This window comes from Noviherbaspirillum massiliense JC206, from assembly GCF_000312045.1.
Taxonomy (GTDB): domain Bacteria; phylum Pseudomonadota; class Gammaproteobacteria; order Burkholderiales; family Burkholderiaceae_D; genus Noviherbaspirillum; species Noviherbaspirillum massiliense.
The window spans coordinates 797760-822562 of the sequence record NZ_HE978635.1; the positions used below are offsets into that span (position 1 = coordinate 797760).

Here is a 24803-nt window from a genome sequence, read left to right on the forward strand (position 1 = left end):
AGGCAGTACGGCCGTCGCCTGGGATCGCTGAATGCCCCGGTGACGGCCTCAAGCCTTGTCGAATGCGTGGACGAGCCATAGCGAGAAAAGAACGGCTGCCGACAGCCACAGAATGATCACCACCACCGCCGCGAAGTAACTTTTCGGCTTGGCCAAGGCAGAGGCAGCCTTCGCTCTTGCATCCGCAAGCACATTCTCCGGAATCATCCGGATTGCCAGTGCGATGCCGAGGGGAACCAGAATGACATCATCCAGATAACCCAGCACCGGAATGAAATCGGGGATCAAATCGATCGGGCTCAATGCGTAGGCGGCCACCAGGCCGGCAACGATTTTCGCGGCGAGCGGCGTGCGCGGATCGCGCACCGCAAAGTAGAGAGCGACGGTTTCCCGCTTGAGCGCGCGGGCCTTATCGCGCAGAGTCGATCCGAGATGCATGCTTATTGCAGGCGCCGGCAGCGGCATGGCAAGCCCGCCGCACGCCGCCCTCGCTCATGACAAAATGCCCAGGCGCGGCATGCTGCATCCGACGCCGTGCCGGGACCGATTGCACGGTGATCAGGAACCGCTCCACACCGGGCGCTTCTTTTCCATGAAGGCTTCCACGCCAGCCTTGAAATCCTTGCTGCCGTAGCAGGCGCGGATCAGGTCCTCGCCCGGGGGCAAACCTTCCGTCACGATGCGGCGCATGGCTTCCTTGGAAGCGCGCATGGTGACCGGGGCATTCTTGGCCAGGCGGCTGCACAAGGCTTCGGCCTTGGCATCGAGTTCGGCCGCTTCCGCGATCTCGGTGACGAAACCGCATTCCTTCGCTTCCTCCGCGCCGATGGTGTCGGCCAGCAGCAGCAGCCGCTTCGCGCGGCTCACGCCGAATGCCGCAAGAACCCGGGCCGTGTTCGCCATGGACAGGCAATTGCCGAGCGTGCGCGCAATCGGCACGCCGAACGAAGCCTGCGGCGTGGCGATGCGAAAATCGCAGGCCGCCGAAATCGCCAGGCCGCCGCCGATCGCCCATCCTTCCACGATGGCGACCGTCGGCATCGGCAGGCGCTCGATCTGTTCGATCTGCGCATCGATCTTCTTTTCGTAGGCGACGCCATCGTCCCCGCCCGTGAATGCGCGGAATTGTTCGATATCAGTCCCCGCCACGAAGGCTTCCCCGCCTGCGCCACGGAAGGTGGCCACGCGGACCGCCGGATCCTTGCTGATGCGCTCGCAAATGCTCGCCAGCTCTTCATACATGGCCCAGGTCATTGCATTGCGGGCTTCCGGGCGATCGAACACGATGGAGGCGATGCCGTCACGAATCGACAGGTGGACTTGTCCGTTGCTCATGGCGCAGAGATTCCTTTGCTGATAATTGATGGTTGAACCGCGAAAGCGGGATTGCCTCCTGCTCGCCGGAGCGGCCGGAGCAAGACGCGATTGTATGCCAATCACGGGACTGCGCCTACCCGCACGGCGGTGCGTCTACCGCAACGAAAAATCCACCCTGTTCTGTGGCGCGGCGCCCTCACCCTGCTTCGATTCCGACTGGCCGGAGCGCGATGCGAGGATGAAGATGCGCTCGCCCGTAACCTGGCCGGCGTTCGTCAGCCAGTCCTTGACTGCCTGGGCACGCCGGTTGGCGAGTCCGATCAGGTCGCTGTCGTCGATCTCGGTGTGCGCCATCATGAGCCTTTCCATTTCCTCCACCGGCAAGCGCTTCTGCAAGCCGATCAGGTTGCGCGGCTTCGGGAATTTTTCTTCCCTGTACACCCGGCCCAGCAGCGCCGGATATTCGTCCGCGTTTACGCTGACACTGGCAAGCTCGGCGGCTTGCCCGCGCGCCCGCAGATCCTGAAGCTTGAGGGCGCGTACCTTGCGCTCAATCGCGACGCGCTTCAATCCTTCGAGGTCCGCTTCGCCCCCGGCCCAACCGGTGATGTCAAGTTTCAGCGCCGGCCGGTTGGCCAGCGCCGAGGCCAGGGAACGAAGCTTCGCTTCGGTCGCCGGCGTGATGGCCGCCCGGCCGGGCTCGAAGCTCACAGATGACATTTCTCCGCCGCTGCCGCCTCCGAACACCGAGCCCAGCAGGGCAAACGGCTGGCTGACCGCCTTGACGACGGCATTGCCGATCACCTTGAGGATGATGCCGCCGATGGAGAATTGCGGATCGTCGAGCGATCCTTCAATCGGCACATTGACATCGATGACGCCATTGCGGTCCTGCAGCAGCGCAACCGCCAGCTTGACCGGCAGCCTGGTTGCGGCATTACTTGCGCTTGCCTCGTTCAGCGTCAGCTGGTCCAGGATCAGCCGGTTCGTGGCGCTGAGCTGGCGGTTCTCGACGTGATAGTTCACTTCGAACGACAGCTTGCCCTTCTCGATTCCATAGCCGAGGTAGCGGTCCGCATAGGCGGAAAGCGTGGCGAGTTCCATGCCGCGCACATTGGCGTTCAGATCCAGAAAAAGATCGCCGCGCAGGGGATTGACGCGGCCGGCGATCGACAGCGGCGCGCGGTTGACCTCGCCGCGCAGGTTGACGTTCGCCGTGGCGGACGGGTCGGAGGACAGGCCCGTCACGACGCCGCTGAAATTCATCAGGCTGGCCGAATAATTTGGCCGGATGAAGTTGTCGGAAAAGCGCACCCTGCCGCCCTGGAAAGTGAGCCTGCGAATGCTGACCGGCGGCATCTGCCGCTGCACGGATGCGGGCCGGCCTTGCGCATTCCCGCCGGATGCACGCCCGGCATTGGCGGGCGCCGCGTTCGGCCCGGCGGATCGGCTGCGCACGATGTTCTGCAGGTTGATGCGTCCGCTCGGGTCGATGATGACGCGGGCAAAGAAGTCGCGCAGGGCCATGTTGTCGACGGCCATGGCGAACGGTTGCAACCGGACCTCCATGCCGCCAAAGAACAGCGATTTCCAGCGCAGGAAATCCCTGCCGTTCGACGGGTCTGCCGCCGCCAGATCATTCAGGCTCGCATCGCCGCGGAAGCCGCCGCTCAATTCGCCATCCTTGCCGGTGGCGAGTTGCAGCCGCCCCTTGCCGGAGAGGCTGGCGCCGGTAAAGCGCAGATTGATGCGGTCGGCGATCAGGGGTTGCAGGGGCAGCAGGTCCACGCCGTCCAGATCGAGCGCCAGGTCGGTCCGGAATGGCGCAAGGCCGACGCTGCCATTCAGCAGTACGCGGCCGGTCCGGTTTACGGACGCTTTCAATGCCATTTGCGCCGGCGTCTGCGAGGCGGTCGACAAGCCGTGCAGCGACAGGCTGAGCGGCGCGATGACTGCCACGGCGGGCTCGGGCCGGTTATGGTCTTCCACGCGCGCCGTCCAGTTTTCGATCCGCAGCCGGTCCACGCGCATGGCATAGGCATTGCTCCCGGCAGCCGGCTTCGCATGCTCCGGTGCCGGCGACGCGGCACCGGCCGGCTGCACTCCTGGCTCCGCCCGCTCCGCGCGCTTGTCCTGGCGCAGGAACAGGCTGGCGCTGTCCGATACGACTTCGTCCGCGACCAGCGTCTTTTTGACGGTATCCAGAACCAGTCCGCGCAGCGTCAGGTCGAGCTTCTCCAGGCCGGCACGCATCGGCCGCGCCGGCTGGCTGTCGGTGTAGTGCAGCATGCCGCCGCGGATATCCAGTTCGCCAAGCGTGACATGCAATGGCGAGGCCGGCTCGGCCTGCGCGGCAGTTTCACGCGAAGCCGGCAACAGGTGCTGCAGGTTGAGGCGGCCGTCCGGCTCGCGGCGCAGGTCCGCCTCGAGGCCGGTCGCCACGGCTTTCGTCAGTTCGACGCGGCCGCCGGTCACATCCGTATTGGCCAGACTCAGCGCGAGTTCCGGCAGCTTGAGCACCGGCGCTCCATGCAGGTCCTTGATCTGCAGCGCCTTGAGGGCCAGATCTCCGCTCAGTATCAGGCTGGGCGCCTCGTTCCGGGGTTGCCTGAAGCTGCCCTGCAGGCGCGCTTCGAGCCGGGCGCTGGGCACATGAAAGCGTGGCGCGGCGGGCAGGTAGTCGACGAACGGCGCAAGGTCGAGGCTGTCCAGATTCAGCTCCACGACGGCCTCCCTCGGCTCGGCAAAGGGACGGGCCTTGCCTCTTGCCAGCAGCGTCGCGCCGTCGACCTGTGCCCGCAGCAGCGGCTCCACGAACACGTCCGCCTGCGCCGGCAGCGAAGAGATGAAGGGGATGCCAAGCGAGAGGCCGGTAATGGCATGGCTTGCCCGCGCTGGCAGATCATCGAAGTCGATACGGCCTTGTTCTAACTGGATATTGCTGACGGAAAAGCGCGCCGGCCGCCCGCTCGACGGCTTGCCGGAAGCGAGGGCCGTGAGGTCATCGAAGTTGTAGCTGTGGGCAGCCCGCCGCACCACGTGTACGTAGGGACCGGCGAGGCGGACTTCCTTGATCACCGGCGCCAGGTGCAGTGCCGACGCGGCAGAAAGATTGACGGTCAGGGTGTCGAAGGAAGCGAACCGCGTATCACCGTCGGCTTCCATCAGCTTGAAGTCGCGCAGCGTAAGGACCAGGGTGAACGGATTGATTTCCACCCGGCCAAGCGTGGCGCGTCGGTGAAGCTTTTCTTCGATCAGGGTTTGCGTTTGTGCCTTGACGATGGCCGGCAGGACGAAGTAGCCGAACAGGCCGTAGAGCAGCAGCAAGGCGACGAGCCCGATGAACACGCGTCGCACCGCCTTGCCGCGCGCGAACGTAAGATGCCGCTTCGACCTGGAATTGGACATGGGAAACCTTGACGGGGCTGCCGGACCTGCAGTTCCGCGATTTTACCAATCGCACTGAAGTGAAAATTTGTCGCCACACAAGCGAACGCTGCGCCGTTCCGGCAACTTGAGTGCAGCATGTCGTCCAGCTGTTTCTTCGCACTGGCAGATGACGGACCGCGGGCCGTTCATCTGCCGGACGCTAAAGCACGCCAAACAGGAAAAGCAGCACCAGCGTCAGCACAATCGAAACGATCAGCGAACCGAGACAGCCCAGCCGGCTGGAAAAGAACAGGAACATGATGTCTGTTTGAAGAACGGTGGTGGCTGTACCGCACGCGCCAACTGCGGCCTGAATCGGGTCATTTTTCGGTTGCGGTCTTGCCGGACGCAGTCTTTCCGGGTGGGGGCGCCTCCGGCTTCTTCTGCGCCTGCGCCAGCAGTTGGCCGCAAGGACTGTCTTCGGCCGGGCCGGGATTGACCAGGGCCAGCAAGGCTGCCAGCGGCGCCGCCGCAGTGCCAAGTACCGTTGCCGCGCCCGCCTTCATTGCCACAACGCCTTTGTCGACCGAGATATCCGGCTTCTTGAACGTGCCCTGAACATAGAACGGTGCGCGGAAAGAAATGAGGCGTACGCCCTTGCTTTGGGGATTGATCGCCAGGTTCAGCTTTTCCGTCGCCAGATTGACCGAACCATTCATGAAGATGGTTGCATCCTCGGTATCGAGCACGAACATGCGCGTGTCCACCAATCCGTCAGTCACCTTGAAATCGCTGGCCATGCAATTCAGCTTCACTTCATGGTCCCCGAATACCTTGGCCACGATGGCGCTGCCCACATTCAATCCGATCGCTTCAAGGATGAACTTGCTGATGCTGCCTTCGGTGATCAGTGCCTTGATTTCACCATTGGATGAGCCGAGCAGCGCCGCAATGGAATTGCCGGCAGCGGTCAGTTCCGCATTGCCGCCGATTTCACCCAGGCTGGCCTGCATCGATTCCACCGAAGGGAACAGGTTCCTGAGCTTGATGCCGCGCGCCGCGATTTTCATGAAAGCCTTGGCCGGGTCGGCATGTCCGTCGATCTTCACCTCCGAGCTCAGCTTTCCTCCCGCTATGCCGAAATTCAGCGGCGCCAGGGAAAGCACGCCGTTGTTGAGGCTGACCTTCGTGAACAGGTTATCGATCGGCAGGTTCTCGGTACGGACGATCTTTGCGCCGGAGAATTGCACCTGCGCGTCGATCTTGCTCCAGCGTTCGGTCTTGAAGTTCTGGACCGGCAAGACCTTGTCCGGCGGCTGCTTCGATTCGGCACCGCGCTTTTTCTGCGCCTCGGGCGAATCGGCGCCGACCAGCGCGCCGAGGTCCTTGAAGTTCAGGTAGCTGGAAGTGATTTCGCCACGCAGCAGGGGCCGCGGCTTTTGCTGGATATATTCGAGCGTGCCCGCAATGTCGCTGTTGCCGGCCTTCCCCGTGAACTTCTCATAGCGCAGGCGCGTGCTGCCGAGGCCGATTTTCCCGACCACCCTGCCTTCGGTCGAAAATTTCGGCGTAGCGGGCAAAACGATGCCGGTGAGCGGAAACAGCTGCGACATGCTCGCACCCAGTATCTTCAGGTTCACGTCGAGGGCGCTCAGGTGCACCGGGTCGTTCAGGGTGCCCTTGGCGCTGATCTCGGTCGAGCCAACCTTCAGCTCGGCTTCGACCGGATAGTCGCTGTTGTGCTCCTGCAGCGACAGCAGCGAACCTGCCCTGCCGCTTCCTTCCACCTTGTCGCGATCGAGTTTTCCACTGATCTTCCAGCGGATGCCGCCCGTGTTTTCGCCATCGGTGATGGTATCGATGCGGGCCGTGACATCGGCCTTTTTCGCCTGCGCGACGAGCCGCACCGTGCCCTTGGTGATCGAGATATCCTGCAGCACCATGTGCCAGGCGGATTTGCCTTCATCCTTTTTCTTGAAGGTCCAGTTGTTGCGGCCGTTCTCGTCCTGTTCCAGGTTCAGGTTCGGCTCGGTCAGGACCAGCGACGACACGCTGATGGTCTTGCGCAGGAGCGGCAACAGGTTGACGTTGAAATCCAGCTGCTGGATCCGGGCCATGTCCGGGCCGGTGCTGGCCCAGTCGGGATTGCCAAGGGTCACATCATGCGCGCGCAGATGCGGCCACGGAATCCAGCGCCGCCAGCCGAGGTAAGGTGTCGTCGGGCGGTCCCAGCTGAGCGACAGGTCGCCATTGATGGCGAAGTGCCGGTCGGTGGCTTCGCTCACCTTCTGGTTGATCCAGGGCTTGGCCCGGTTCCAGTCGAACAGCGTCAGCAACGCCAAAATGAGGACCAGCAGCGCAATCACGCCGAGCGCGCCACCAAGCAGAATTTTCAATCCGCGTCGCATGAGCATGTGACCATTTGAACAAGATGAGGTTCAGCAAATGATTGCCCCATATCTCGATCTTGATCAGATGCCGTTCATTCTTCCGGCTCATCCAGGACCGAAAAGGAAGAATATTGTGCGCCGTGATATCCGATCCCGGACATCGTCTCCAACTTGAAGTCGCGCATTGCCTCGGCATTCGTATGGACAGTGGCTCCGGCTACCCGGTGTAGATCGATCCGGGTGTCGGTAATTTCAGGGCGCCTCCCATGTAATTTTTCGCGTGCTGCGGGAATGACGCATTCGCGGCAGTGGGCTGGATCAGCGCAATCGCTGCCAATACCTTTTCCGGCCCCTCCCCCTTCTATCCGCGAACCCTTTCACCGCATCTCTGAATACCAAATCAAATAATGGGCAAGGCACGGATGGACCAAGCACGGTCCACCCCGTCTTGCGGGACAACAAGCCGGCGAAACGGTGGTCGCTATTCTCTTTGAATGGAATGGATCCTGCTTTGAAGGTGCCCATGTTTTTGCGGCGCCGGCCGTTTGCGGCTGCCCATGCGGCCGCCCGTCCACAGGAAAGGAATCCCGATGAAAGCCCTAGTCTACAAAGGACCGCGCGATGTGGTCATCAATACCGTTCCCGATGCAAAGATCGAAAAGCCGACCGATGTACTGGTAAAGATCACTACCACCAACATATGCGGTTCCGACCTGCACATGTTCGAAGGCAGGACCAGCGTGGAGAAGGGCAAGATCCTCGGCCATGAAAATCTGGGCATCGTCGTGGAAGCCGGCAAGGCGGTCGAGCGCGTCAAGGTAGGCGATCGCGTGTGCCTGCCGTTCAACATTTCCTGCGGCTATTGCGAAAACTGCGAGCGCGGCCTCACCGGATTTTGCCTGACGGCCAATCCCGGCAGTGCCGGCGCCGCGTATGGTTATGCGGAGATGGGACCCTACCATGGCGGGCAGGCCGAGCTGCTGCGCGTTCCCTATGCCGATTTCAACTGCCTGGTGCTTCCGCCCGGCGCTGAAGCAAAGGAGAACGATTACGTCATGCTGTCGGACATCTTTCCGACCGGCTATCACGCAACTGAACTGGCCGGCGTACGGCCGGGAGACTCGGTAGTCGTCTTCGGTTCAGGGCCGGTTGGCCTCATGGCCGCTTATTCATCCATGATCAAGGGCGCCGGCAAGGTCATGGTCGTGGATGCCCACAAGGACCGCCTTGCACTGGCCGAAAAGATCGGCGCCATTCCCATCGACAATATGGACGCCTCCTGCGTGGATCAGATCCTTTCACTGACGGGCGGCCAGGGTGCGGACTGCGGCTGCGAATGCGTCGGTTACCAGTGCCACGACCATCCCGGGCATGAGGTGCCGAACCTGACCCTGAACAACCTCGTCAAGTCGGTCAAGCCGACCGGCGGCATCGGCGTGGTGGGTGTGTTCATGCCGCAGGACCCGGGCGGCGCCGACGAAATGGCCAAGCATGGCCAGATCGCCTTCGATTTCGGGGAATTCTTCACCAAGGGCCAGCGCATGGGAACCGGACAGTGCAACGTCAAGGCGTACAACCGCAAGCTGTGCAATCTCATTGCGGAAGGCAAGGCCTCGCCTTCCTTCATCGTTTCGCATGAACTGCCACTGGACAAGGCGCCGGAAGGCTATGCCAACTTCGATGCGCGCAAGGATGGCTGGACCAAGGTCGTCCTGAAGACAGGGGTATGAACTTGTTGTACACCTTCGGTCCATACGCGGACCGATGCGGTCGACCATGAACCGCTTGCGCTTCACATCGACTGCCCTTGGCTGACGCTGCTCTGCATAGCTTTCCTGGCCCTGCAAGGCACGTCGTTCCGGGCCGGCAGCGCCCGCCTGCTTGAGCTTGGGCTATACGCGCGCCAGCATTCGATGTGGATCAGGGAAGGGCATCGCTCCCTGCCACGCCACGCTTTTCCCGGCGTGGCAAGGACGCTTTGCGCATTCGCATTAATTCCGGACGTCATCCCCAAGCCCGCCGGCACATGTGCGGCAACGCCTGCTCCTTGCATGGTGCGCCCAGGAGCGGGATGCAGGACAGAACCTGTATATGAGCTAGCCCGTCAAACTCACATGCGTCATCCCTTGCAAAGGACGTCCCCATGCTCGGCATTGATCCCCGCACCGCCAGGATCGTCTGGACAGTCCTCCTCATCTTCCTGCTGCTGTACCTCACCTACCTGATGCGGACCACTCTGCTGGTGCTGGTCTTTTCGGTTTTCTTCAGCTATCTCCTGTATCCGCTGGTGTACCTGGCGGAACGTTTCAAGCCACGGCACATGCCCCGCATCGCCGCCGTGGCGGCGGTGTTCATCATCGTCATTGGGTTCCTCGCGGCGGCAGGCATCGTGTTCGGGCCCCGGATCGCCGATGAAGCGGTGCGCCTCGGCCAGCAACTGCCGGATCTGCTGAAGCCGGCCAACCTGTCGAAACACATTCCCTTGCCGGCATTCATCGAACCGATCTGGGCCCGCTTGCTGGACGTACTGCACGGCCGCGTGCAGGCCGACACCCGCGCGACGCTTCCGCTTCTGCAAAGGGCGGGCGAGGGCATCGTGCATACCTTGGGCAACCTGATTTACGTCGCGATCATCCCGATCCTGAGCTTTATCCTTATCTCGGAAGCGCCGACGCTGAAAGCGCAACTGCTTCCCTGGTTCGGCAAGCGCCGCGGCCTGTGGAGGGATATTGCCGAAGACCTGCACCTGCTCTTCGCGGGATATGTGCGCGCCTGGTTCCTTCTCGCGTTGGCGGCATTCGTCAGCTACAGCATTGCCCTGTCCATGCTCGGCGTGCCTTATCCCTTTTTCTTTGCCGGCGCATCGGCGGTGCTGGAATTCATCCCGGTCTTCGGCCCGCTGGTGTCCATTGGCGCGGTCCTCGGTGTCTCCACGATTTCCGGCTATCCGCACCTGCTGTGGCTGGTCGTATTCTTCCTCCTGTACCGGATCTTCCAGGATTACATGCTCAATCCCTACCTCATGACAGGGGAAGCGAAAGTATCGCCGCTGCTGGTCGTCGTCGGCCTCCTGGCAGGCGAGCAGATCGCCGGCACGGCGGGGATATTCCTGTCCGTCCCCGTCCTGGCTGCATTGAAGATCATTCTCACGCGCACCGGGGTGCTCGCGCGGGCAGGCGCGAAAGGCTGAACCCGCATGCTCGGCCCCTGGCCGCTCCATGCGATCAGGGCGTCGGCGCGGGCGGTTTTCCTGTTGCGGGTCAAGCACTCACGGGTGCGGGGCGAATAGACTTGCGGGGATCCCTCGCCTCCGCGCCATGCCGGCAGGGCGCAACAGAAATAGAGCCAATCACATTCAAGCTTGAGAGAAGGAAAGACGTGAAAAACATCGCTGTCGTTGGCGCCGGTTTTTCCGGCGCGGTCATTGCCCGCGAGCTGGGAAAAGCCGGCTACCGGGTCTCGGTCTTCGATGCGCGCCCTCATATCGCGGGCAATTGCCATACCGAACGTGATGCGGAAACCGGCGTGATGGTGCATGCCTATGGGCCGCACATTTTCCATACGAGTAATGAAAAGGTCTGGAATTACATCCGCCAGTTCGATGAATTCATGCCTTTCGTCAATCGCGTCAAGGCAATCAGCAAGGGGCGGGTGTTTTCCCTGCCGATCAACCTGCTGACCATCAATCAGTTCTTCGGCAAGACTTTCAACCCGAAGGAAGCCGAAGCCTTCCTCGCGTCCATCGGCGACCAGAGCATCGCCGCGCCGCAAACCTTCGAGGAACAGGCGCTGAAGTTCGTCGGTAAAGACTTGTACGAAGCCTTCTTCAGGGGCTACACCACCAAGCAATGGGGCATGCATCCGTCCGAGCTGCCGGCCAGCATCCTCAAGCGCCTGCCGGTGCGCTTCAACTACGACGACAATTACTACGCCAGCACCTTCCAGGGCATGCCGAAGAATGGCTATACCTACATTGTCGAGCGCATCCTCGACCATCCGAATGTCACGGTGCAGCTGAACACGCGCTTCGAGCGCGCCATGGCGCCCGGCTACGCGCATGTGTTTTACAGCGGCCCGATCGATGCCTGGTTCAATTACAGCGAAGGCCGTCTGGGCTACCGCACCCTGGATTTCGTCACCGAGCGGCATACGGGCGATTACCAGGGCAATGCCGTCATCAACTACTGCGATGAAGAAGTTCCATGGACGCGCATCTCGGAGCACAAGCATTTCTCACCCTGGGAGTCGCATGAGAAAACGCTGATCTTCAAGGAATACAGCCGTTATTGCGAAGAGCGCGACACGCCTTACTATCCGATCCGCCTGGCGAAGGAAAAATCGCAGCTGAAGAGTTACATCGAACTGGCCAAGGGCGAAAAGAACATGACCTTCGTGGGGCGTCTCGGCACTTACCGCTACCTCGACATGCATGTGACGATCGCCGAAGCACTCGATGCCGCGGAGCGTTTCCTCGAACTCGATCCTGCAGGCGGCGTCATGCCGGCATTCGCCGTCGATCCGCTGGGCTAAGACGGAGGTGTGCCCGGCGCGAGCCGGGCCGCGGACCGCCGCTGCGCGGTTCAGGCCAGATTGTGCGCGCTGTCGCCGGCAGTGACGTCGATCGTCGCGCCCGTGATCATGCGCCCGTCTTCCGATGCGAGAAACAGGTAAGCCCCAACCAGGTCCTGCGGATCGAGCCAGGGAACGCCCAGCGGCAGCTTGCGCGTCTGCGACTCGATCACCTGTGCCTCGAGGTCGCCCGCGGGCTGATCCTCGCCGGTCGCCTCAAGGATAGCCTGCCGGTAGCGCGACGCATTGCGCGTGAGCGCCGTGTCGATCAGTCCCGGCACCACGACATTGACCGTGATCCCCAGCGGGCCGAGTTCGAGCGCCGCCGATTTCGCCAGGCCGAACAGGCCCCACTTCGACGCCGAATAGGCGCTGCCTTCCCGCATGCCGTGCCGGCCCTGCGTGGAAGAGGTCAGAATGATCCGGCCACTCCCCTGCCGCGCCATTTGCGGTATGACCGCACGCATGGCATTGGCAGTGCCGGTCAGGTTGATGGCGATCTGGTCATCCCAGTCGGCATCCTCCATGTCAAGCAGGGACTTGAAGGACTGGATGCCGGCAATCGCGGCCAGGATATCAATCTTCCCGTACTGGCCGACGATGCGCGATGCCGTCGTGGCAAGTGCCGTGCGGTCGCGCACATCGGCCACGATCGCGGCCCATTGCGCGCCGCTCGCCTTGACTTCGCGCCCTGTCGCATCAAGGTCGTCCGGCGTCGGCAGATCGTACTGCTGGACCCGACTGACCCGCTGGACGGCATCGAGGCCGATCACCGCCGCGCCTTCGCGCGCAAATCCGCAAGCGACTGCGCGCCCGATTCCGCGCGCGGCCCCCGTGACCAGCGCCACCTTGCCTGCGAATCTTCCTTCCTGAGTCATTGCCGTATGCCTTGAAAATGAGGTTCGCCCGGCGCACGCCATGCCGGGCAAGAAGCCAGTTTGCTACCGGGCGCCAGGGACAGCAGGCGCATATGGCAGCGGGCGATTGCTGCGCGTGCAGGGTCGTGCAGCAACGCATCTGGCGCTTTGGAAACGCCAACCCGCATCCATGCCCGGCATGCCGGATGCGAAAGAAAATCTGATGACTCTGACAAGCACAAGTTCCGGCGTGCTCGCGTCCCGGACGTTTCCCTGGCATGCACCACGGACGCAGGACTCCCGAGCCGGTTTGATGCAGATTAAGCCATGCCATTCCAAGGCCATTGGCGCGGACTGGCATCCTGCCTAGAGTGAAAGCCGGACATGCTGAGACAGGAGGTACCGAGATGAACCCGAATCCGATACGAAAAGCCTTTGCCTTTGGATACATGCTGGCGGCGCTTGCGGCATCTTCGCTGGCGGTGGCGGCCGATGATGTCTATCGTCAACGCAATCTTGTTTCCGACGGCACGGTAGCCGCCGAAAACACCGATGCCAACCTCGTCAATGCCTGGGGCGTCGCCTTCAATCCCTTCGGGCCGGTTTGGGTCGCCGACAACGGCACCGGCGTGTCCACTCTGTACGATGGCGACGGCAAAAAGCAGCCATCGGCCCAGCCGCTGGTGGTGCAGATCCCGCCGCCGGCTAGTGGAAGCGGACAAGGCACGCCTACCGGCATCGTATTCAATGCCTCTACGGGATTCGTCGTCTCGCAGGGCGGCGCAAGCGGTCCGAGCCGTTTCCTGTTCGCCACGGAAGACGGGGTGATTGCGGGATGGGCTCCCAACGTCAATGCCACGCGTGCGATCGTCGCGGTCGACAATTCCACCAGGATCGGCGCGGTGTACAAGGGCCTCGCGCTGAGCGCCGGCGGCAACGGCAGCCTGCTGTACGCGGCGGATTTCCGCAACAACAGGATCGATGTGTTCGACAGCACATTCAAACCGGTGACGCAGACCGCGGGCGCCTTTACCGACCCGACCCTCCCCGCCGGCTTTGCGCCCTTTGGATTACAGGCGATCAGCGGCGACATCTATGTCTCTTATGCCAGGCAGGATGCGGACAAGCATGACGACGTGTCCGGTGCGGGTCTCGGCTACATCAATGTGTTCGATCCCAACGGCAAGCTGTTGCGCCGCTTCGCATCCCAGGGCACGCTCAATTCGCCATGGGGCATGGCGCTGGCCCCCGCGGGCTTCGGCAAGTTCGCCAACAGCCTGCTGGTCGGGAATTTCGGTGACGGCAGGATCAATGCCTACGAGCTTGCCAGCGGCAATTTCCTCGGCCAGCTGCAGGGGTCGGACCAGCAGCCGCTACAGATCAACGGCTTGTGGGGAATCGCATTCGGCAACGGCTTCCAGAACCAGCCGGTCGACACCCTGTTCTTTGCAGCGGGGCCGAATGATGAAGAGCATGGCCTGTATGGCCGCATCGATGTCGACACGAGTCAGTGAGCGGCGACGCAACCGGACTTGAAGGACGCGGCAACAAGCCCGGCGCGCCTTGCGTAACCGGATGCGTCGCCCCGGTTACGCGGCATCAATGGCCGGTGGAGTCGGCGCGCCGGCCGGCCTCGAACAGGAACCAGGTGCGCCGTTCGGTTTCGTCGATCCAGTTTTCAATCAGGCTGGCGGTGGCAATGTCGCCGCCGTCTTCACAGACCTTGTGGGCTTCGCGCAGGTGAGCGGCGAGCGCCTTGTTGTCCTCGCACAGTTCGGACAGGATGTCTTCCGGATCGACGTACTCGGCATCATTGTCCTTGATGCGCTGGGTACGGGCGATCTGGCCGATGGAGCGCAGCGTCGGCTGGCCCAGCTTGCGCACCCGCTCGGCGATGTCGTCGGTCATGTCAAACAGCTGCTCGCCATGCTCGTCGAGCAGAAGGTGATAGTCGCGAAAGTGCGGCCCGCTCAAGTGCCAATGGAAGTTCTTGGTCTTCAGATACAGTGCGAACACGTCGGCCAGGACGCCGTTCATTGCTCCGGCGATATCCCTGGTCGCCGATGCATCCAGATCCGTGGGAGTCAATAGCGGGGCCGACAGCCCTTGTCCCGCTTCTTGCACTGATGCAGCAGATTTCTTCATGACGATTCTCCTTGGTTGCAACGCCGCGCCTGCCGAGGCCTGCGCAGGATCGCCGGGGCAGGCGCAATGCCCTATATGACTGACCTGCACCGCTGCTGTTCCATCTAGCCTCGAAGCAAAGTCGGGAATGCCTTCCCGCATTGCCTGCACAGTCCACGGACACACTGCACCATGCTTCCTTGTAATCGACAGGTAGTGGTAATAGACTGATTTTCTGTGGCGTGAAAGGCAGCCTCGCGTACCGTCTTGGGAGGAAGGTTCTGCGGGTGGCATGACGTCAGGAAAATCTTTCCGGTGAAACCGCGATGGCATACCGTTTTGGCCGCTTCCCGCCTGACTTTGGCCTTTCCCGGCAAAGGCCAACGCTGGCGAATGTATTTCCCGAACGCAGCACTTCCGGCTTTCACCCCCTTTGCTTTCGCAAGCGCCAAACCGCCTCCCCTCCTCATGGAAAACTGTTGCACTGCCAGGCATAGCCTGCCCGGCCGGTCCGGGCATGATCACGCGCACTGGCTGTGCCTGCGCTGCTTCCCGGGAGCCGGATTATTGCTTGCCTGCTGCCTGCTGTGCTTTGCGCTCGCGGGCTGTTCGGAGTCCGCCAGCCAGACGGCGCCCGCCGCTGCCGCGCCGCCACCCCAGGTGCGGGCCATGCAGGTCCTGCAGCAGAAGGCAACGGTCGTCGGCGACCAGGTCGGCGAAGTACGCGCATTCCGCGAAGTGGCATTGAGGCCGCAGGTGACGGGCTGGATCCAGAAAATCCTGTTCCAGGCCGGGCAGCGCGTGCGCGAGAAGGAAGTGCTGTTCATCATTGATCCGCGCCCCTATGAAGCCAACCTCGGCCAGGCGAAGGGCGCCGTCGCGGACGCCGAAGCCGCCCTGGCGCGTGCCCGCCAGGATGTGGCACGCTATGAGCCGCTTCTTCCGGAAAACGCGATTCCCCGCGCTACTTATGATGCGGCAGTGGCAACCGAGAAATCGGCACGCGCTGCACTGGTGCAGAGAAAGGCGGCAGCCGACCGCGCCCGTCTCGACCTGGAATACACGAAGGTGCGTTCGCCGGTCACCGGGCAGATCGGCATGCAGCAGGTGGAAGTCGGCGCACTGGCGTCGGCGGGCCAGACAGTGCTTGCCACGGTTTCCACGCTGGACCCGGTCTACGTGTATTTCAGCATTTCCGAGGCAGAGTACCTGCGCTTCGTGCGTGGCAGCGGTTCGCGCGAAGCCGCCGCCAGCCAGGCGCGGGGCCGCCCTCTGCACCTCATTCTGCCGGATGGCTCGACGTATGCGCAGACCGGCACCTATGACTTCGCCGAACGCGCCATCAATACCACCACCGGCACGCTGACGCTGCGCGCGAGCTTCCCCAACCAGCAATATCTGCTGCGGCCCGGCATGAACGTGCGGGTGCGCCTCATCTATGACGAGATACCGGACGCCCTGCTGGTACCGCAGCGCGCCGTGACGGAATTGCTGGGCAAGCAATTCGTCACCGTCATCGGCCCCGACAACAAGTCGGAGCAACGCCCTGTCGTCCTCGGCGACCGGATCGGCCAGCTCTGGATTGTCAAATCCGGCCTGAAGCCGGGCGAGCGGATCATCGTCGACGGCATGCAGAAGGCGCCGCCCGGCACGACCGTCGCGCCGACCATGATCACGGCGGCGGAGCTGGACCAGACGGCGCCGCTCTCGCCAACTCAGTCGCCGCCGGCGGCAGGAAAGAAATAGAGGAAGCTCGATGGCGGGTTTTTTCATCGGACGTCCGGTCTTCGCCATCGTCGTTGCGCTGCTCATCATTCTGGCCGGCACCATCGCCGGGCTGCAGCTGCCCATCGCCCAGTTTCCGCAGATATCGCTGCCCACGATCGTCGTTTCGGCCACCTATCCCGGCGCCAATGCCCAGACGGTGGAGCAGACGGTGGCGCAGCCGATCGAGCAGGCGGTCAACGGCGTCGAGGGCATGCTGTACATGGAATCGTCGTCCTCGAGCGCTGGCGTCTACCAGCTCAACGTCACCTTCGGCCTCGACCGCAATTCCGACATCGCCTCGGTACAGGTGCAGAACCGCGTCGCCCAGGCCAACGCCCAGCTTCCGGCCGAAGTGCTGTCGTCCGGCGTCACCACCCGCAAGAGCACGCCGGACACGCTGATGTATGTGGCGCTCTATTCGCCCAAGGGCAGCTACGATTCCCTGTTCCTCAGCAATTACCTCAACATCAATATCGTCGATTCCATCAAGCGCATCGACGGCGTCGGCGACGTGCAGGTCTTCGGCAGCGACTTCGGCATGCGCATCTGGCTGCGGCCGGACCGCATGGCGCAGATGGGCATCACCACCACCGATGTCGCCGCCGCCATCCGCGAACAGAACGTGCAGGCACCGGCGGGCCAGGTCGGCCAGTATCCGTCCCCGCCCAACCAGCCCTTCCAGTATGGCGTCGAAGTGCGCGGGCGCCTGGTGACCGCAGAGGAATTCGGCAACATCATCGTCAAGGCCCAGCCAAACGGCTCCTTCGTGCGCCTGAGCGATATTGCCCGCATCGAGCTCGGCGCCAAGGATTACCAGGTGCAAGCCAAATTCAACGGCCAGCCGACTGCATCCTTCGGTGTCACGCTGACACCGGAAGCCAGCGCAGTGGCAGTCTCGCAGGCGGTGCGTGCACGACTGCAGGAACTGAAGGCCGGCTTTCCGCCCGACCTCGATTACCAGGTCGTCGTCGACAAGACCGTGTTTGTGACGGCATCGCTGGACGAGGTGGTGAAAACCCTGATCGAAGCCCTGATCCTGGTGATGGCCGTGGTGTTCCTGTTCCTCCAGACCTGGCGCGCGACCGTGATTCCGCTGCTGGCCGTGCCGGTATCCCTGGTCGGCACGCTGGCGGTCTTCCTCGTATTCGGGTTTTCGCTCAACACCCTGACTCTGTTCGGCATGGTCCTGGCCATCGGCATCGTGGTCGACGACGCCATCGTGGTAGTGGAAGCGGTGGAACATCACATCGAGGAAGGGATGGACCCGCGCGCGGCGACGGTGCAGGCGATGAAGGAAGTGTCGGGGCCGGTGGTCGCGGTGGCGCTGGTACTGACGGCGGTGTTCGTCCCGGTGTCTTTCCTTAGCGGCATCACCGGCGTCCTGTACCGCCAGTTCGCGGTCACGGTAGCGGTGTCGACGCTGCTCTCGGCCTTCGTCGCCCTGTCGCTCACCCCGGTGCTGTGCACGCTGCTGCTCCAGCCACGCGAAGCCAAGCGCGGGCGCCGCAACGTGCTGGCGCGCTTCTTCGATGGCTTCAACCGCGGCTTCGACCGCCTGCTAGGGCGCTATGTCGGCGTGGTCGGTGCCGCGATCCGCCGCATGATGGTGACGCTGCTGGTGCTGGCGCTGTTTGCCCTGGGAACGGGCCTGCTGTTCAAGCGCGTGCCGAGCGCCTTCGTGCCGCCCGAAGACCAGGGCTTCCTGATCGGTGCCGTCATCCTGCCCGAGGCCGCGGCGCTGGAGCGCACCATGAAAACCACCGAGCAGCTCGATGCCTCACTCGCCAGGATGCCGGGCATCGCCCGCCGCCTGATGGTCAACGGCTTCAACATCATGAACCGCTCGCAGCAGCCGAACGGGGCGCTGTTCGTGACCGCGCTCGATCCCTGGGACCAGCGCACCACACCGGCGACCGGCTTGCAGGCGATCATCGGGAATATCTTCCGCGCGGGCCTGGCGCTGCCGCAGGCCACCGTGATCCCCCTGAATCCGCCTGCCCTGCCCGGGCTGGGCGCATTCGGCGGATTCAGCCTGAAGCTTCAGGACCGCCAGGGCCGCACGCCGATCGACCTGGCCGCGGTCGCCGATGATTTCGTCGCTGCCGCCAAGAAGCGGCCGGAGATCGGCAACATCCGCTCCGGCCTCAATCCGCGCACGCCTGCGTATGAACTGGACGTGGACCGCGAAAAAGTGAAGAAGCTCGGCGTGCCGCTGAATGACGTGTTCGCCGCGCTGCAGGCTTATCTCGGCGGCCTGCAGGTCAACGACTTCAACCGCTTCGGGCGCAGCTACAAGGTCACGCTCCAGGCCGAGCCGGAATTCCGGGGCGACATCGAATCGATCAAGCTGTTTTACGTGCGCAGCGCGCAGGGCGAGATGGTGCCGCTCTCGACGCTGGTCAAGCCGGTCTCCACCAGTTCGCCTTCCGTGCTGCAGCGCTACAACCAGTTCCGCGAAGCCGACATCTCGGGCGACGCCGCGCCCGGCTACAGTGCGGGCCAGGCCTCGGCGGCGCTGGAGCAGGTGGCGGCCCAGGTGCTGCCCCAGGGTTACGGCTATGAATGGTCCGGCCTGTCGCTGCAGGAAAAGCAATCGGCGGGACAGACGCCGATCGTGTTCGGACTGACCCTCGTCTTCGTGTTCCTGTTCCTCGCCGCGCTCTATGAAAGCTGGTCGGTGCCGTTCGCGGTGCTGCTCGCGGTACCGATCGGCGTCTTCGGTGCGATGCTGGCGCTGGCGGTGGTCGGCGTAACCAACAATGTCTACGCGCAGATCGGCCTGATCCTCCTGATCGGCCTGTCGGCGAAAAACGCGATCCTGATCGTCGAATTTGCCAAGGTGCGCGTCGACCAGGGCATGGATGCGGTGGACGCGGCGATCGCGGCGGCCAAGCTGCGCCTGCGGCCGATCCTGATGACTTCGTTCGCCTTCATACTAGGCGTGCTGCCGCTGGCGCTCGCCACCGGTGCCGGCGCCGCCTCGCGCGTATCGATGGGCATCGCCGTCTGCGCCGGCATGACCATGGCGACCTTGTTCGGCATCTTCATCATCCCGGTGCTGTTCGTGGTCGTGGAACGCATTGTGGCGCGTGTCACCAGGCGGCCTCCGGCAAGCGGAAAGGGAACGCCATGAAGCGCTGTGCCGCGTTTCCCCTGCTGATGCTGCTGTCGGCGTGCGCGGTGGGGCCCGACTACCGGCGGCCCGACGTCGCGCTCCCGGATGCCTACTATCGGAGCGTGCCGGGCGCGACGGGACGCTCGATTGCCGACGCCGGCTGGTGGCAAGTATTCGGCGATCCGCAGCTCACCACGCTCATCAACGAAGCGCTGCACGACAACCTCGACCTCGCCATCGCCGCCAGCCAGATCGTGCAGGCCGAGGCGCAGGTGGCAGCGGCACGTTCGCCGCTGTTCCCGCGCGTGCTGGGCCAGGTCCAGGGTTCGCGCAGCAACCAGAACGTCACCTTCACCACCGCCAGCAGCTTCCTCGCCGCGCTCGCATTGTCGTGGGAGATCGATTTCTGGGGACGCTACCTGCGCGCGACCGAAGCGGCGCGCGCCAGCCTGCTGGCCAGCGAGGATGCGCGCCGCAGCGTGATCGCTTCGCTCGTGTCCAGCGTCGCACAGCAATACCTCCAGCTCCAGGGCCTGCGCCAGCGCCTGGAAATCGTGCAGCGCACGGCCATTGCCCAGCGCGATACGCTGCGGCTGGTGACTCTGCTCTCGCAGCAGGGTGTGCAGTCCGCCGCCGAAGTGCGGCAGGCGGAAAGCCAGGTGCTCACTACCGAGAACCAGATTCCGGGAATCGAGCTGCAGATCGCGCAGGCCGAGGATGCACTCGCGCTCCTGCTCGGCAAGGCGCCGCGCTCCTTCGATACCAGTGCCGGACTGACGGCAGCCGCGGTGCTGCCACAGGTGCCGGCGGGCGTGCCATCGGAACTGCTGGACCGGCGGCCGGACATCCGGCAAGCCGAGCAGCAGCTCGTCGCAGCCAATGCCAACATCGGCGTGGCCAAGGCTCAGTTCTTCCCGAGCATCTCGCTCACCGGCTCGCTGGGACGGGCCAGCGATACCTTGCGCGGCGTCGTGTCGAGCGGAGGCCAGAATGTCCGGTCGGTGGCGGCAAGCGTGAATCAGCCGCTGTTCGAGGGCGGCGCCCTGGTCGCCAATTACGACATCGCGCGTGCCCAGGCCGAGCAGGCCGCCGTCGCCTATCGCCGCACCATCCTGATCGCGCTGCAGGAAGTCTCCGACGCGCTGGTGGCCTTCGACCGTGACCGGGTGGCGGCCGAGGGGAACCGCAACCGGGTGGAAGTGAGCGCCGAAGCGCTGCGGCTTGCCCAGCTGCGCTTCCGCTCCGGCGTGATCAGCTTTCTCGAAGTGCTGGACACCCAGCGCCAGTTGCTGGCCGCGGAACTGGATCTTAACGCAAGCGAACTCAACCAGCGCCTCTCGGCAGTGCAGCTCTACAAGGCGCTGGGCGGCGGCTGGAATCCGGGGAAATGAGGCAAGCAGCATTGCCCGCGACTGGCTGTTGTCCTTGCCATGAAACCGGAAGGAACTTAGTCTGCAGAGCCGTTCTCATAGAAGAACAAACCGGAGAACACCATGGACAAGGTATCGCATCGCTCTTCCCTGCGCCACAAGGAGCTCGGCAGCAAATTCATCGCGCGCGCCGCAACCGCCTGCCTGCTTGCCTTTGCCGCTGTGTCTGCCCTGGCGCAGCATTCCCAGCATATCGTCGACGGCAATCTCTGGTTGAATTCCTCGGAGGAAGTGCGCAAGGCCTTCCTGGTCGGCGCCGGCAACATGCTGGCGATGGAAACCGCGTACGCGAAGAGGCATGGCACGCCGCCGCCAGTGGCCGGCACCATGGCGCGCGAGGCCGTGGAAAACCTCACGCTCGATGACGTGTCCGGCCGCATCACCCGCTGGTACGAGGCACATCCCGACCGGCGCAACATGCCGGTCATGGGCGTGATCTGGGTCGACATGGTCAAGCCCACCACCGGGAAATGAGCGGCTTGCCCCTGTGAAAGGAGAATCCATGAAACATACCCGCAAGGCCGTGCTGGCCCTTCTCGGCGCGCTTGTCCTGAGCGCATGTGCCACGGTCGGCGGCACTGCCGTCGGCGCCGGCATCGGCAGCATGTCCGGCAATACCAAGAATGGCGCCATCATCGGTGGCAGCGCTGGCTTGCTGTACGACATCTTCAAATAACTTGCCCGTGCCTCGCAACCAGGTCCGCGACTCAGGTTGCGCCAGCTATCAAGCAGTCGAGAAATGCATCGCCTGGGTGACTGCTGCAAACATGGGTACCCGGCCCGAACCGGCCCGTCCCCTTTCCGTCTAACGGCAATTCCCTGTCCCCTGCAGAGAGGCATTCCATGAGCGACAAGCGCCCCATTCTTACCACGCGCCAAGGCCACCCCGTCAGTGACAACCAGTCGCTGCGTTCCGTCGGGGAACGCGGGCCGGCGACGCTGGAGAATTACCAGTTCATTGAAAAGATCACCCACTTCGACCGTGAGCGCATTCCGGAACGCGTGGTGCACGCGCGCGGCACCGGCGCCCACGGCTATTTCGAAGCCTACGGCAAGATCGGCGACGAGCCCGCGCAAAAATACACCCGCGCCAAGGTCCTGACCCAGACCGGTGTGCGTACCCCGGTCTTCGTGCGTTTCTCGACGGTGATCGGCGCGAAGGATTCGCCGGAGACGGCACGCGATCCGCGCGGCTTTGCGGTGAAGCTGAAAACCGTCGAAGGCAACTGGGACCTGGTCGGCAACAACCTGAAGCTCTTCTTCATCCGCGACGCCATCAAGTTCCCCGACATGATCCATGCCTTCAAGCCGGACCCGGTAAGCAACCGGCAGGAACCGTGGCGCTTCTACGACTTCGTGTCGCAATCCCCGGAAACCCTGCATATGGTTACCTGGGTCAAGAGCCCGTGGGGCATTCCCGCCAATTACCGCGAGATGGAAGGCTCGGGCGTCAACACTTACAAGCTGGTCAATGACCAGGGCGTCGCGCACCTGGTCAAGTTCCACTGGCGGCCGAAGCAAGGCGTGCGCAACCTGACCAGCGCGCAGGCCGCCGAAATCCAGGCGCAGGATGTGGGCCATGCGACACGCGACTTGTATGACGCGATCGCGCGCGGCGATTTTCCGGAATGGGAGTTCTGCGTGCAGCTGATGACGGATGGCGAGCATCCGGAACTCGACTTCGATCCGCTGGACGATACCAAGCTGTGGCCGGAAGACCAGTTCCCGCTGCGGCCGGTCGGTCGCATGGTACTGGACCGGAATCCGGACAATTTCTTTGCCGAGACCGAGCAATCGGCATTCGGTACCGGCGTGCTGGTCGACGGCATCGACTTTTCGGACGACAAGATGCTGCAGGGACGCACCCTGTCCTACTCTGACACCCAGCGCTATCGCGTCGGCCCGAATTACCTGCAATTGCCGATCAATGCGCCGCAGGAACAGGCGCGCGCCCATACCAACCAGCGCGACGGCCAGATGGCCTACGCCGTCGACGCCGGCGGCGAAAGCAAGCACGTGAATTACGAGCCGAGCATCATGGGCGGCATGTGCGAAGCGCCGAGGCCGGAAAAGGAATACCACCAGTGGGTGGAAGGCCACCTCGGACGTTACCAGACGTCGCGCACTGCCGACGATTACAAGCAGGCCGGCGAACGCTACCGCAGCTTCGAGGACTGGGAGCGCGACGACCTGATCGCCAACATCGGCGGCGACCTCAAGCAATGCCCGGAGCCGATCCAGCTGCGCATGGTCTGGCATCTCTGGCATTGCGACGAGAACTATGGCCGGCGCGTCGCGCAGGCTGCCGGCATTGACCTGGAAAAGGCGAAGGCCTTGCCGCCGCTCGAAGGCCGTCCGGCACCGCACCAGAATCGGCAGGGCAGCACTTATTCCAGCGGCAAGCGGGAAGAGTCGGCTCCGGCCCGGCATGCGTCCCGGTAAAGGGCTGCCGCCGGCCCGGCGGGCTCAGTGCAGGATCTTGGTCAGGAAGTCCTTGGCGCGATCGGATTGGGGTGCGACGAAGAAGGCATCCTTCGGCGTTTCCTCGACGATCGTGCCCTGGTCCATGAAGACGATCTTGTCGGCGACCTTCTTCGCGAAGCCCATTTCATGAGTCACGCACAGCATGGTCATGCCCTCCTGCGCGAGTTCGACCATGACCGCCAGCACTTCATTGATCATTTCCGGGTCGAGCGCGGACGTGGGTTCATCGAACAGCATCACTTCCGGATCCATCGACAGCGCGCGCGCGATTGCCACGCGCTGCTGCTGACCGCCGGACAGCTGGCCCGGATGCTTGCCGATGTGGGCAGCCATGCCGACGCGTTCCAGCAGTGCGCGCGCCTTCTTTTCCGCTTCCTGCTGCGTGCGTCCCAATACGCGGGTCTGGCCGATGGTGAGGTTTTCCAGCACCGACAGGTGCGGGAACAATTCGAAGTGCTGGAATACCATGCCGATCCGTGTGCGCAAGGCCGGCAGCTTGACGCTGCGGCTACGCAGCGACTGGCCCTTGAACAGGATGTCGCCCGACTGGAACTCTTCCAGCCCGTTGACCAGCTTGATCAGGGTCGACTTGCCGGAGCCGGACGGCCCGCAGAACACCACCACCTCGCCCTTCTCCACCTTCACGCTGCAATCTTTCAGCGCGTGGAATTTTCCATACCACTTGGAGACGTTCTTGAGTTCAATCATGCGCGGTCCTTAACTGAATCAGTTTGACGATCATCGACAGCAGCGAGCAGATGATCCAATACACGACGCCGGCAAACAGCAGCATCTGCACCAGCGAGCCATCGCGTTCGCCGATGCTGGTGGCGCGCCGGAAGAAATCGCCGAGCGCAATCACGTACACCAGCGAAGTATCCTGGAAGATCACGATGCATTGCGTCAGCAGGATCGGCAGCATGGCCTTGAAAGCCTGCGGCAGGATGACGAAGCGCATCGACTGAAACGGCGTCATGCCGAGCGCGCGCGCCGCATAGAACTGCCCCTTCGGCAGGCTCTGTATGCCGGCGCGCATGATCTCGCAGAAGAAAGCCGCTTCCAGCAGAGCGAAGGCCACCATCGCCGACACCAGCCGGATATCGACGCTGGGTGACAGGTCGAACACGGCTTTCAGGAATTGCGGCACGATCAGGAAAAACCAGAGCAGCAGCATCACCAGCGGGATCGAGCGGAACAGCGACACATAGGCTTTCGCAAACACGTTGAGCAGCTTGTTGCGGGCGATGCTGCAGACGGCGAGCACCGTGCCCCACGCCAGGCCGCACAGGATCGCAACCAGGGTGATCTTGAGCGTGACCCACATGCCTTCGAACAGCAGTCCGCGCGATTGCGCGAGGGTGTTCCAATCCATTTCAAACAT

At 63.2% G+C, this 24803-nt stretch carries 19 protein-coding genes; 10 read left to right on the forward strand and 9 right to left on the reverse strand.

The window, feature by feature from the left end; all coding sequences use genetic code 11:
* Positions 1 to 48 precede the first annotated feature (48 nt).
* From HGHM_RS19185 to HGHM_RS19205, 4 genes are all read right to left on the reverse strand, one after another.
* Entirely contained in the window at positions 49 to 438 is a 390-nt protein-coding gene (locus tag HGHM_RS19185; RefSeq protein WP_019143196.1) for a YkvA family protein, read from the reverse strand.
* 120 nt (positions 439 to 558) lie between these two features.
* The gene (locus tag HGHM_RS19190) at positions 559 to 1335 is read right to left on the reverse strand and encodes an enoyl-CoA hydratase/isomerase family protein (protein ID WP_019143197.1); all 777 of its coding nucleotides are present in this window, start codon (positions 1333 to 1335) and stop codon (positions 559 to 561) included.
* Positions 1336 to 1470: 135 nt separating this feature from the next.
* Positions 1471 to 4725 (reverse strand): DUF748 domain-containing protein, encoded by a 3255-nt coding sequence (locus HGHM_RS19195; protein ID WP_019143198.1) that lies wholly within the window; start codon positions 4723 to 4725, stop codon positions 1471 to 1473.
* 341 nt (positions 4726 to 5066) lie between these two features.
* The gene (locus HGHM_RS19205) at positions 5067 to 7082 is read right to left on the reverse strand and encodes an AsmA family protein (protein ID WP_322785782.1); all 2016 of its coding nucleotides are present in this window, start codon (positions 7080 to 7082) and stop codon (positions 5067 to 5069) included.
* 584 nt (positions 7083 to 7666) lie between these two features.
* On the opposite strand from HGHM_RS19205, the gene HGHM_RS19215 reads away from it, so the two are divergent.
* The 3 genes from HGHM_RS19215 (at position 7667) to glf (ending at position 11606) form a co-directional block, all read left to right on the forward strand.
* A complete protein-coding gene (locus HGHM_RS19215; protein WP_019143202.1) occupies positions 7667 to 8806 on the forward strand; it encodes a glutathione-independent formaldehyde dehydrogenase in 1140 nt (379 codons plus the stop codon).
* A 413-nt stretch (positions 8807 to 9219) separates the two neighbouring features.
* Positions 9220 to 10266 carry an AI-2E family transporter gene (locus HGHM_RS19220; protein WP_019143203.1) on the forward strand — a complete coding sequence of 349 codons (1047 nt, stop codon included), beginning with the start codon at positions 9220 to 9222 and terminating at the stop codon, positions 10264 to 10266.
* Positions 10267 to 10454: 188 nt separating this feature from the next.
* The gene (gene glf, locus HGHM_RS19225; RefSeq protein WP_019143204.1) at positions 10455 to 11606 is read left to right on the forward strand and encodes a UDP-galactopyranose mutase; all 1152 of its coding nucleotides are present in this window, start codon (positions 10455 to 10457) and stop codon (positions 11604 to 11606) included.
* A gap of 50 nt (positions 11607 to 11656) precedes the next feature.
* On the opposite strand, the gene HGHM_RS19230 is transcribed toward glf, so the two are convergent.
* A complete protein-coding gene (locus HGHM_RS19230) occupies positions 11657 to 12523 on the reverse strand; it encodes an SDR family NAD(P)-dependent oxidoreductase (protein ID WP_019143205.1) in 867 nt (288 codons plus the stop codon).
* Between the two features lie 386 nt (positions 12524 to 12909).
* Here HGHM_RS19230 and HGHM_RS19240 point away from each other — a divergent pair, with 386 nt between their 5' ends.
* Positions 12910 to 14016, forward strand: coding sequence for a TIGR03118 family protein (locus HGHM_RS19240; RefSeq protein WP_019143207.1), 1107 nt, complete (start codon positions 12910 to 12912; stop codon positions 14014 to 14016).
* 85 nt (positions 14017 to 14101) lie between these two features.
* On the opposite strand, the gene HGHM_RS19245 is transcribed toward HGHM_RS19240, so the two are convergent.
* Together HGHM_RS19245 and HGHM_RS23430 are read right to left on the reverse strand one after the other, a co-directional pair.
* Positions 14102 to 14647 (reverse strand): Dps family protein, encoded by a 546-nt coding sequence (locus HGHM_RS19245; RefSeq protein ID WP_019143208.1) that lies wholly within the window; start codon positions 14645 to 14647, stop codon positions 14102 to 14104.
* 500 nt (positions 14648 to 15147) lie between these two features.
* Positions 15148 to 15297, reverse strand: a complete 150-nt coding sequence (locus HGHM_RS23430; protein WP_161603802.1) for a hypothetical protein — start codon at positions 15295 to 15297, stop codon at positions 15148 to 15150.
* Here HGHM_RS23430 and HGHM_RS22000 point away from each other — a divergent pair.
* From HGHM_RS22000 to HGHM_RS19275, 6 genes are all read left to right on the forward strand, one after another.
* Positions 15296 to 16372: an efflux RND transporter periplasmic adaptor subunit gene (locus HGHM_RS22000; RefSeq protein WP_161603803.1), complete on the forward strand. Its 1077-nt coding sequence runs from the start codon at positions 15296 to 15298 to the stop codon at positions 16370 to 16372. The genes HGHM_RS23430 and HGHM_RS22000 overlap by 2 nt on opposite strands.
* A gap of 10 nt (positions 16373 to 16382) precedes the next feature.
* Positions 16383 to 19526, forward strand: a complete 3144-nt coding sequence (locus tag HGHM_RS19255) for an efflux RND transporter permease subunit (RefSeq protein WP_019143210.1) — start codon at positions 16383 to 16385, stop codon at positions 19524 to 19526.
* Positions 19523 to 20899 carry an efflux transporter outer membrane subunit gene (locus tag HGHM_RS19260; protein ID WP_019143211.1) on the forward strand — a complete coding sequence of 459 codons (1377 nt, stop codon included), beginning with the start codon at positions 19523 to 19525 and terminating at the stop codon, positions 20897 to 20899. Before HGHM_RS19255 ends, HGHM_RS19260 begins: the two co-directional genes overlap by 4 nt.
* 102 nt (positions 20900 to 21001) lie before the next feature.
* Positions 21002 to 21412, forward strand: coding sequence for a hypothetical protein (locus HGHM_RS22005; RefSeq protein WP_019143212.1), 411 nt, complete (start codon positions 21002 to 21004; stop codon positions 21410 to 21412).
* A 28-nt stretch (positions 21413 to 21440) separates the two neighbouring features.
* Entirely contained in the window at positions 21441 to 21614 is a 174-nt protein-coding gene (locus tag HGHM_RS23310; RefSeq protein WP_019143213.1) for a hypothetical protein, read from the forward strand.
* Positions 21615 to 21781: 167 nt separating this feature from the next.
* Positions 21782 to 23380 (forward strand): catalase, encoded by a 1599-nt coding sequence (locus tag HGHM_RS19275; protein WP_019143214.1) that lies wholly within the window; start codon positions 21782 to 21784, stop codon positions 23378 to 23380.
* A 24-nt stretch (positions 23381 to 23404) separates the two neighbouring features.
* On the opposite strand, the gene HGHM_RS19280 is transcribed toward HGHM_RS19275, so the two are convergent.
* Together HGHM_RS19280 and HGHM_RS19285 are read right to left on the reverse strand one after the other, a co-directional pair.
* The gene (locus HGHM_RS19280) at positions 23405 to 24130 is read right to left on the reverse strand and encodes an amino acid ABC transporter ATP-binding protein (RefSeq protein ID WP_019143215.1); all 726 of its coding nucleotides are present in this window, start codon (positions 24128 to 24130) and stop codon (positions 23405 to 23407) included.
* The gene (locus HGHM_RS19285; RefSeq protein ID WP_019143216.1) at positions 24123 to 24803 is read right to left on the reverse strand and encodes an ABC transporter permease subunit; all 681 of its coding nucleotides are present in this window, start codon (positions 24801 to 24803) and stop codon (positions 24123 to 24125) included. Before HGHM_RS19285 ends, HGHM_RS19280 begins: the two co-directional genes overlap by 8 nt.

What these genes read in the sequence shown, in the direction of transcription:
- HGHM_RS19255 (WP_019143210.1), top strand. Translation starts at nt 16,383, where the DNA reads ATGGCGGGTTTTTTCATCGGACGTCCGGTCTTCGCCATCGTCGTTGCG.
- HGHM_RS19275 (WP_019143214.1), top strand. Translation starts at nt 21,782, where the DNA reads ATGAGCGACAAGCGCCCCATTCTTACCACGCGCCAAGGCCACCCCGTC.
- HGHM_RS19230 (WP_019143205.1), bottom strand. Translation starts at nt 12,523, where the DNA reads ATGACTCAGGAAGGAAGATTCGCAGGCAAGGTGGCGCTGGTCACGGGG.
- HGHM_RS19245 (WP_019143208.1), bottom strand. Translation starts at nt 14,647, where the DNA reads ATGAAGAAATCTGCTGCATCAGTGCAAGAAGCGGGACAAGGGCTGTCG.
- HGHM_RS23430 (WP_161603802.1), bottom strand. Translation starts at nt 15,297, where the DNA reads ATGGCCCGCACCTGGGGTGGCGGCGCGGCAGCGGCGGGCGCCGTCTGG.
- HGHM_RS19195 (WP_019143198.1), bottom strand. Translation starts at nt 4,725, where the DNA reads ATGTCCAATTCCAGGTCGAAGCGGCATCTTACGTTCGCGCGCGGCAAG.
- HGHM_RS19280 (WP_019143215.1), bottom strand. Translation starts at nt 24,130, where the DNA reads ATGATTGAACTCAAGAACGTCTCCAAGTGGTATGGAAAATTCCACGCG.
- HGHM_RS19190 (WP_019143197.1), bottom strand. Translation starts at nt 1,335, where the DNA reads ATGAGCAACGGACAAGTCCACCTGTCGATTCGTGACGGCATCGCCTCC.
- HGHM_RS22005 (WP_019143212.1), top strand. Translation starts at nt 21,002, where the DNA reads ATGGACAAGGTATCGCATCGCTCTTCCCTGCGCCACAAGGAGCTCGGC.
- HGHM_RS19215 (WP_019143202.1), top strand. Translation starts at nt 7,667, where the DNA reads ATGAAAGCCCTAGTCTACAAAGGACCGCGCGATGTGGTCATCAATACC.
- HGHM_RS19260 (WP_019143211.1), top strand. Translation starts at nt 19,523, where the DNA reads ATGAAGCGCTGTGCCGCGTTTCCCCTGCTGATGCTGCTGTCGGCGTGC.
- HGHM_RS19220 (WP_019143203.1), top strand. Translation starts at nt 9,220, where the DNA reads ATGCTCGGCATTGATCCCCGCACCGCCAGGATCGTCTGGACAGTCCTC.
- HGHM_RS19285 (WP_019143216.1), bottom strand. Translation starts at nt 24,803, where the DNA reads ATGTTTGAAATGGATTGGAACACCCTCGCGCAATCGCGCGGACTGCTG.
- HGHM_RS22000 (WP_161603803.1), top strand. Translation starts at nt 15,296, where the DNA reads ATGCAGGTCCTGCAGCAGAAGGCAACGGTCGTCGGCGACCAGGTCGGC.
- HGHM_RS19240 (WP_019143207.1), top strand. Translation starts at nt 12,910, where the DNA reads ATGAACCCGAATCCGATACGAAAAGCCTTTGCCTTTGGATACATGCTG.
- HGHM_RS23310 (WP_019143213.1), top strand. Translation starts at nt 21,441, where the DNA reads ATGAAACATACCCGCAAGGCCGTGCTGGCCCTTCTCGGCGCGCTTGTC.
- HGHM_RS19185 (WP_019143196.1), bottom strand. Translation starts at nt 438, where the DNA reads ATGCATCTCGGATCGACTCTGCGCGATAAGGCCCGCGCGCTCAAGCGG.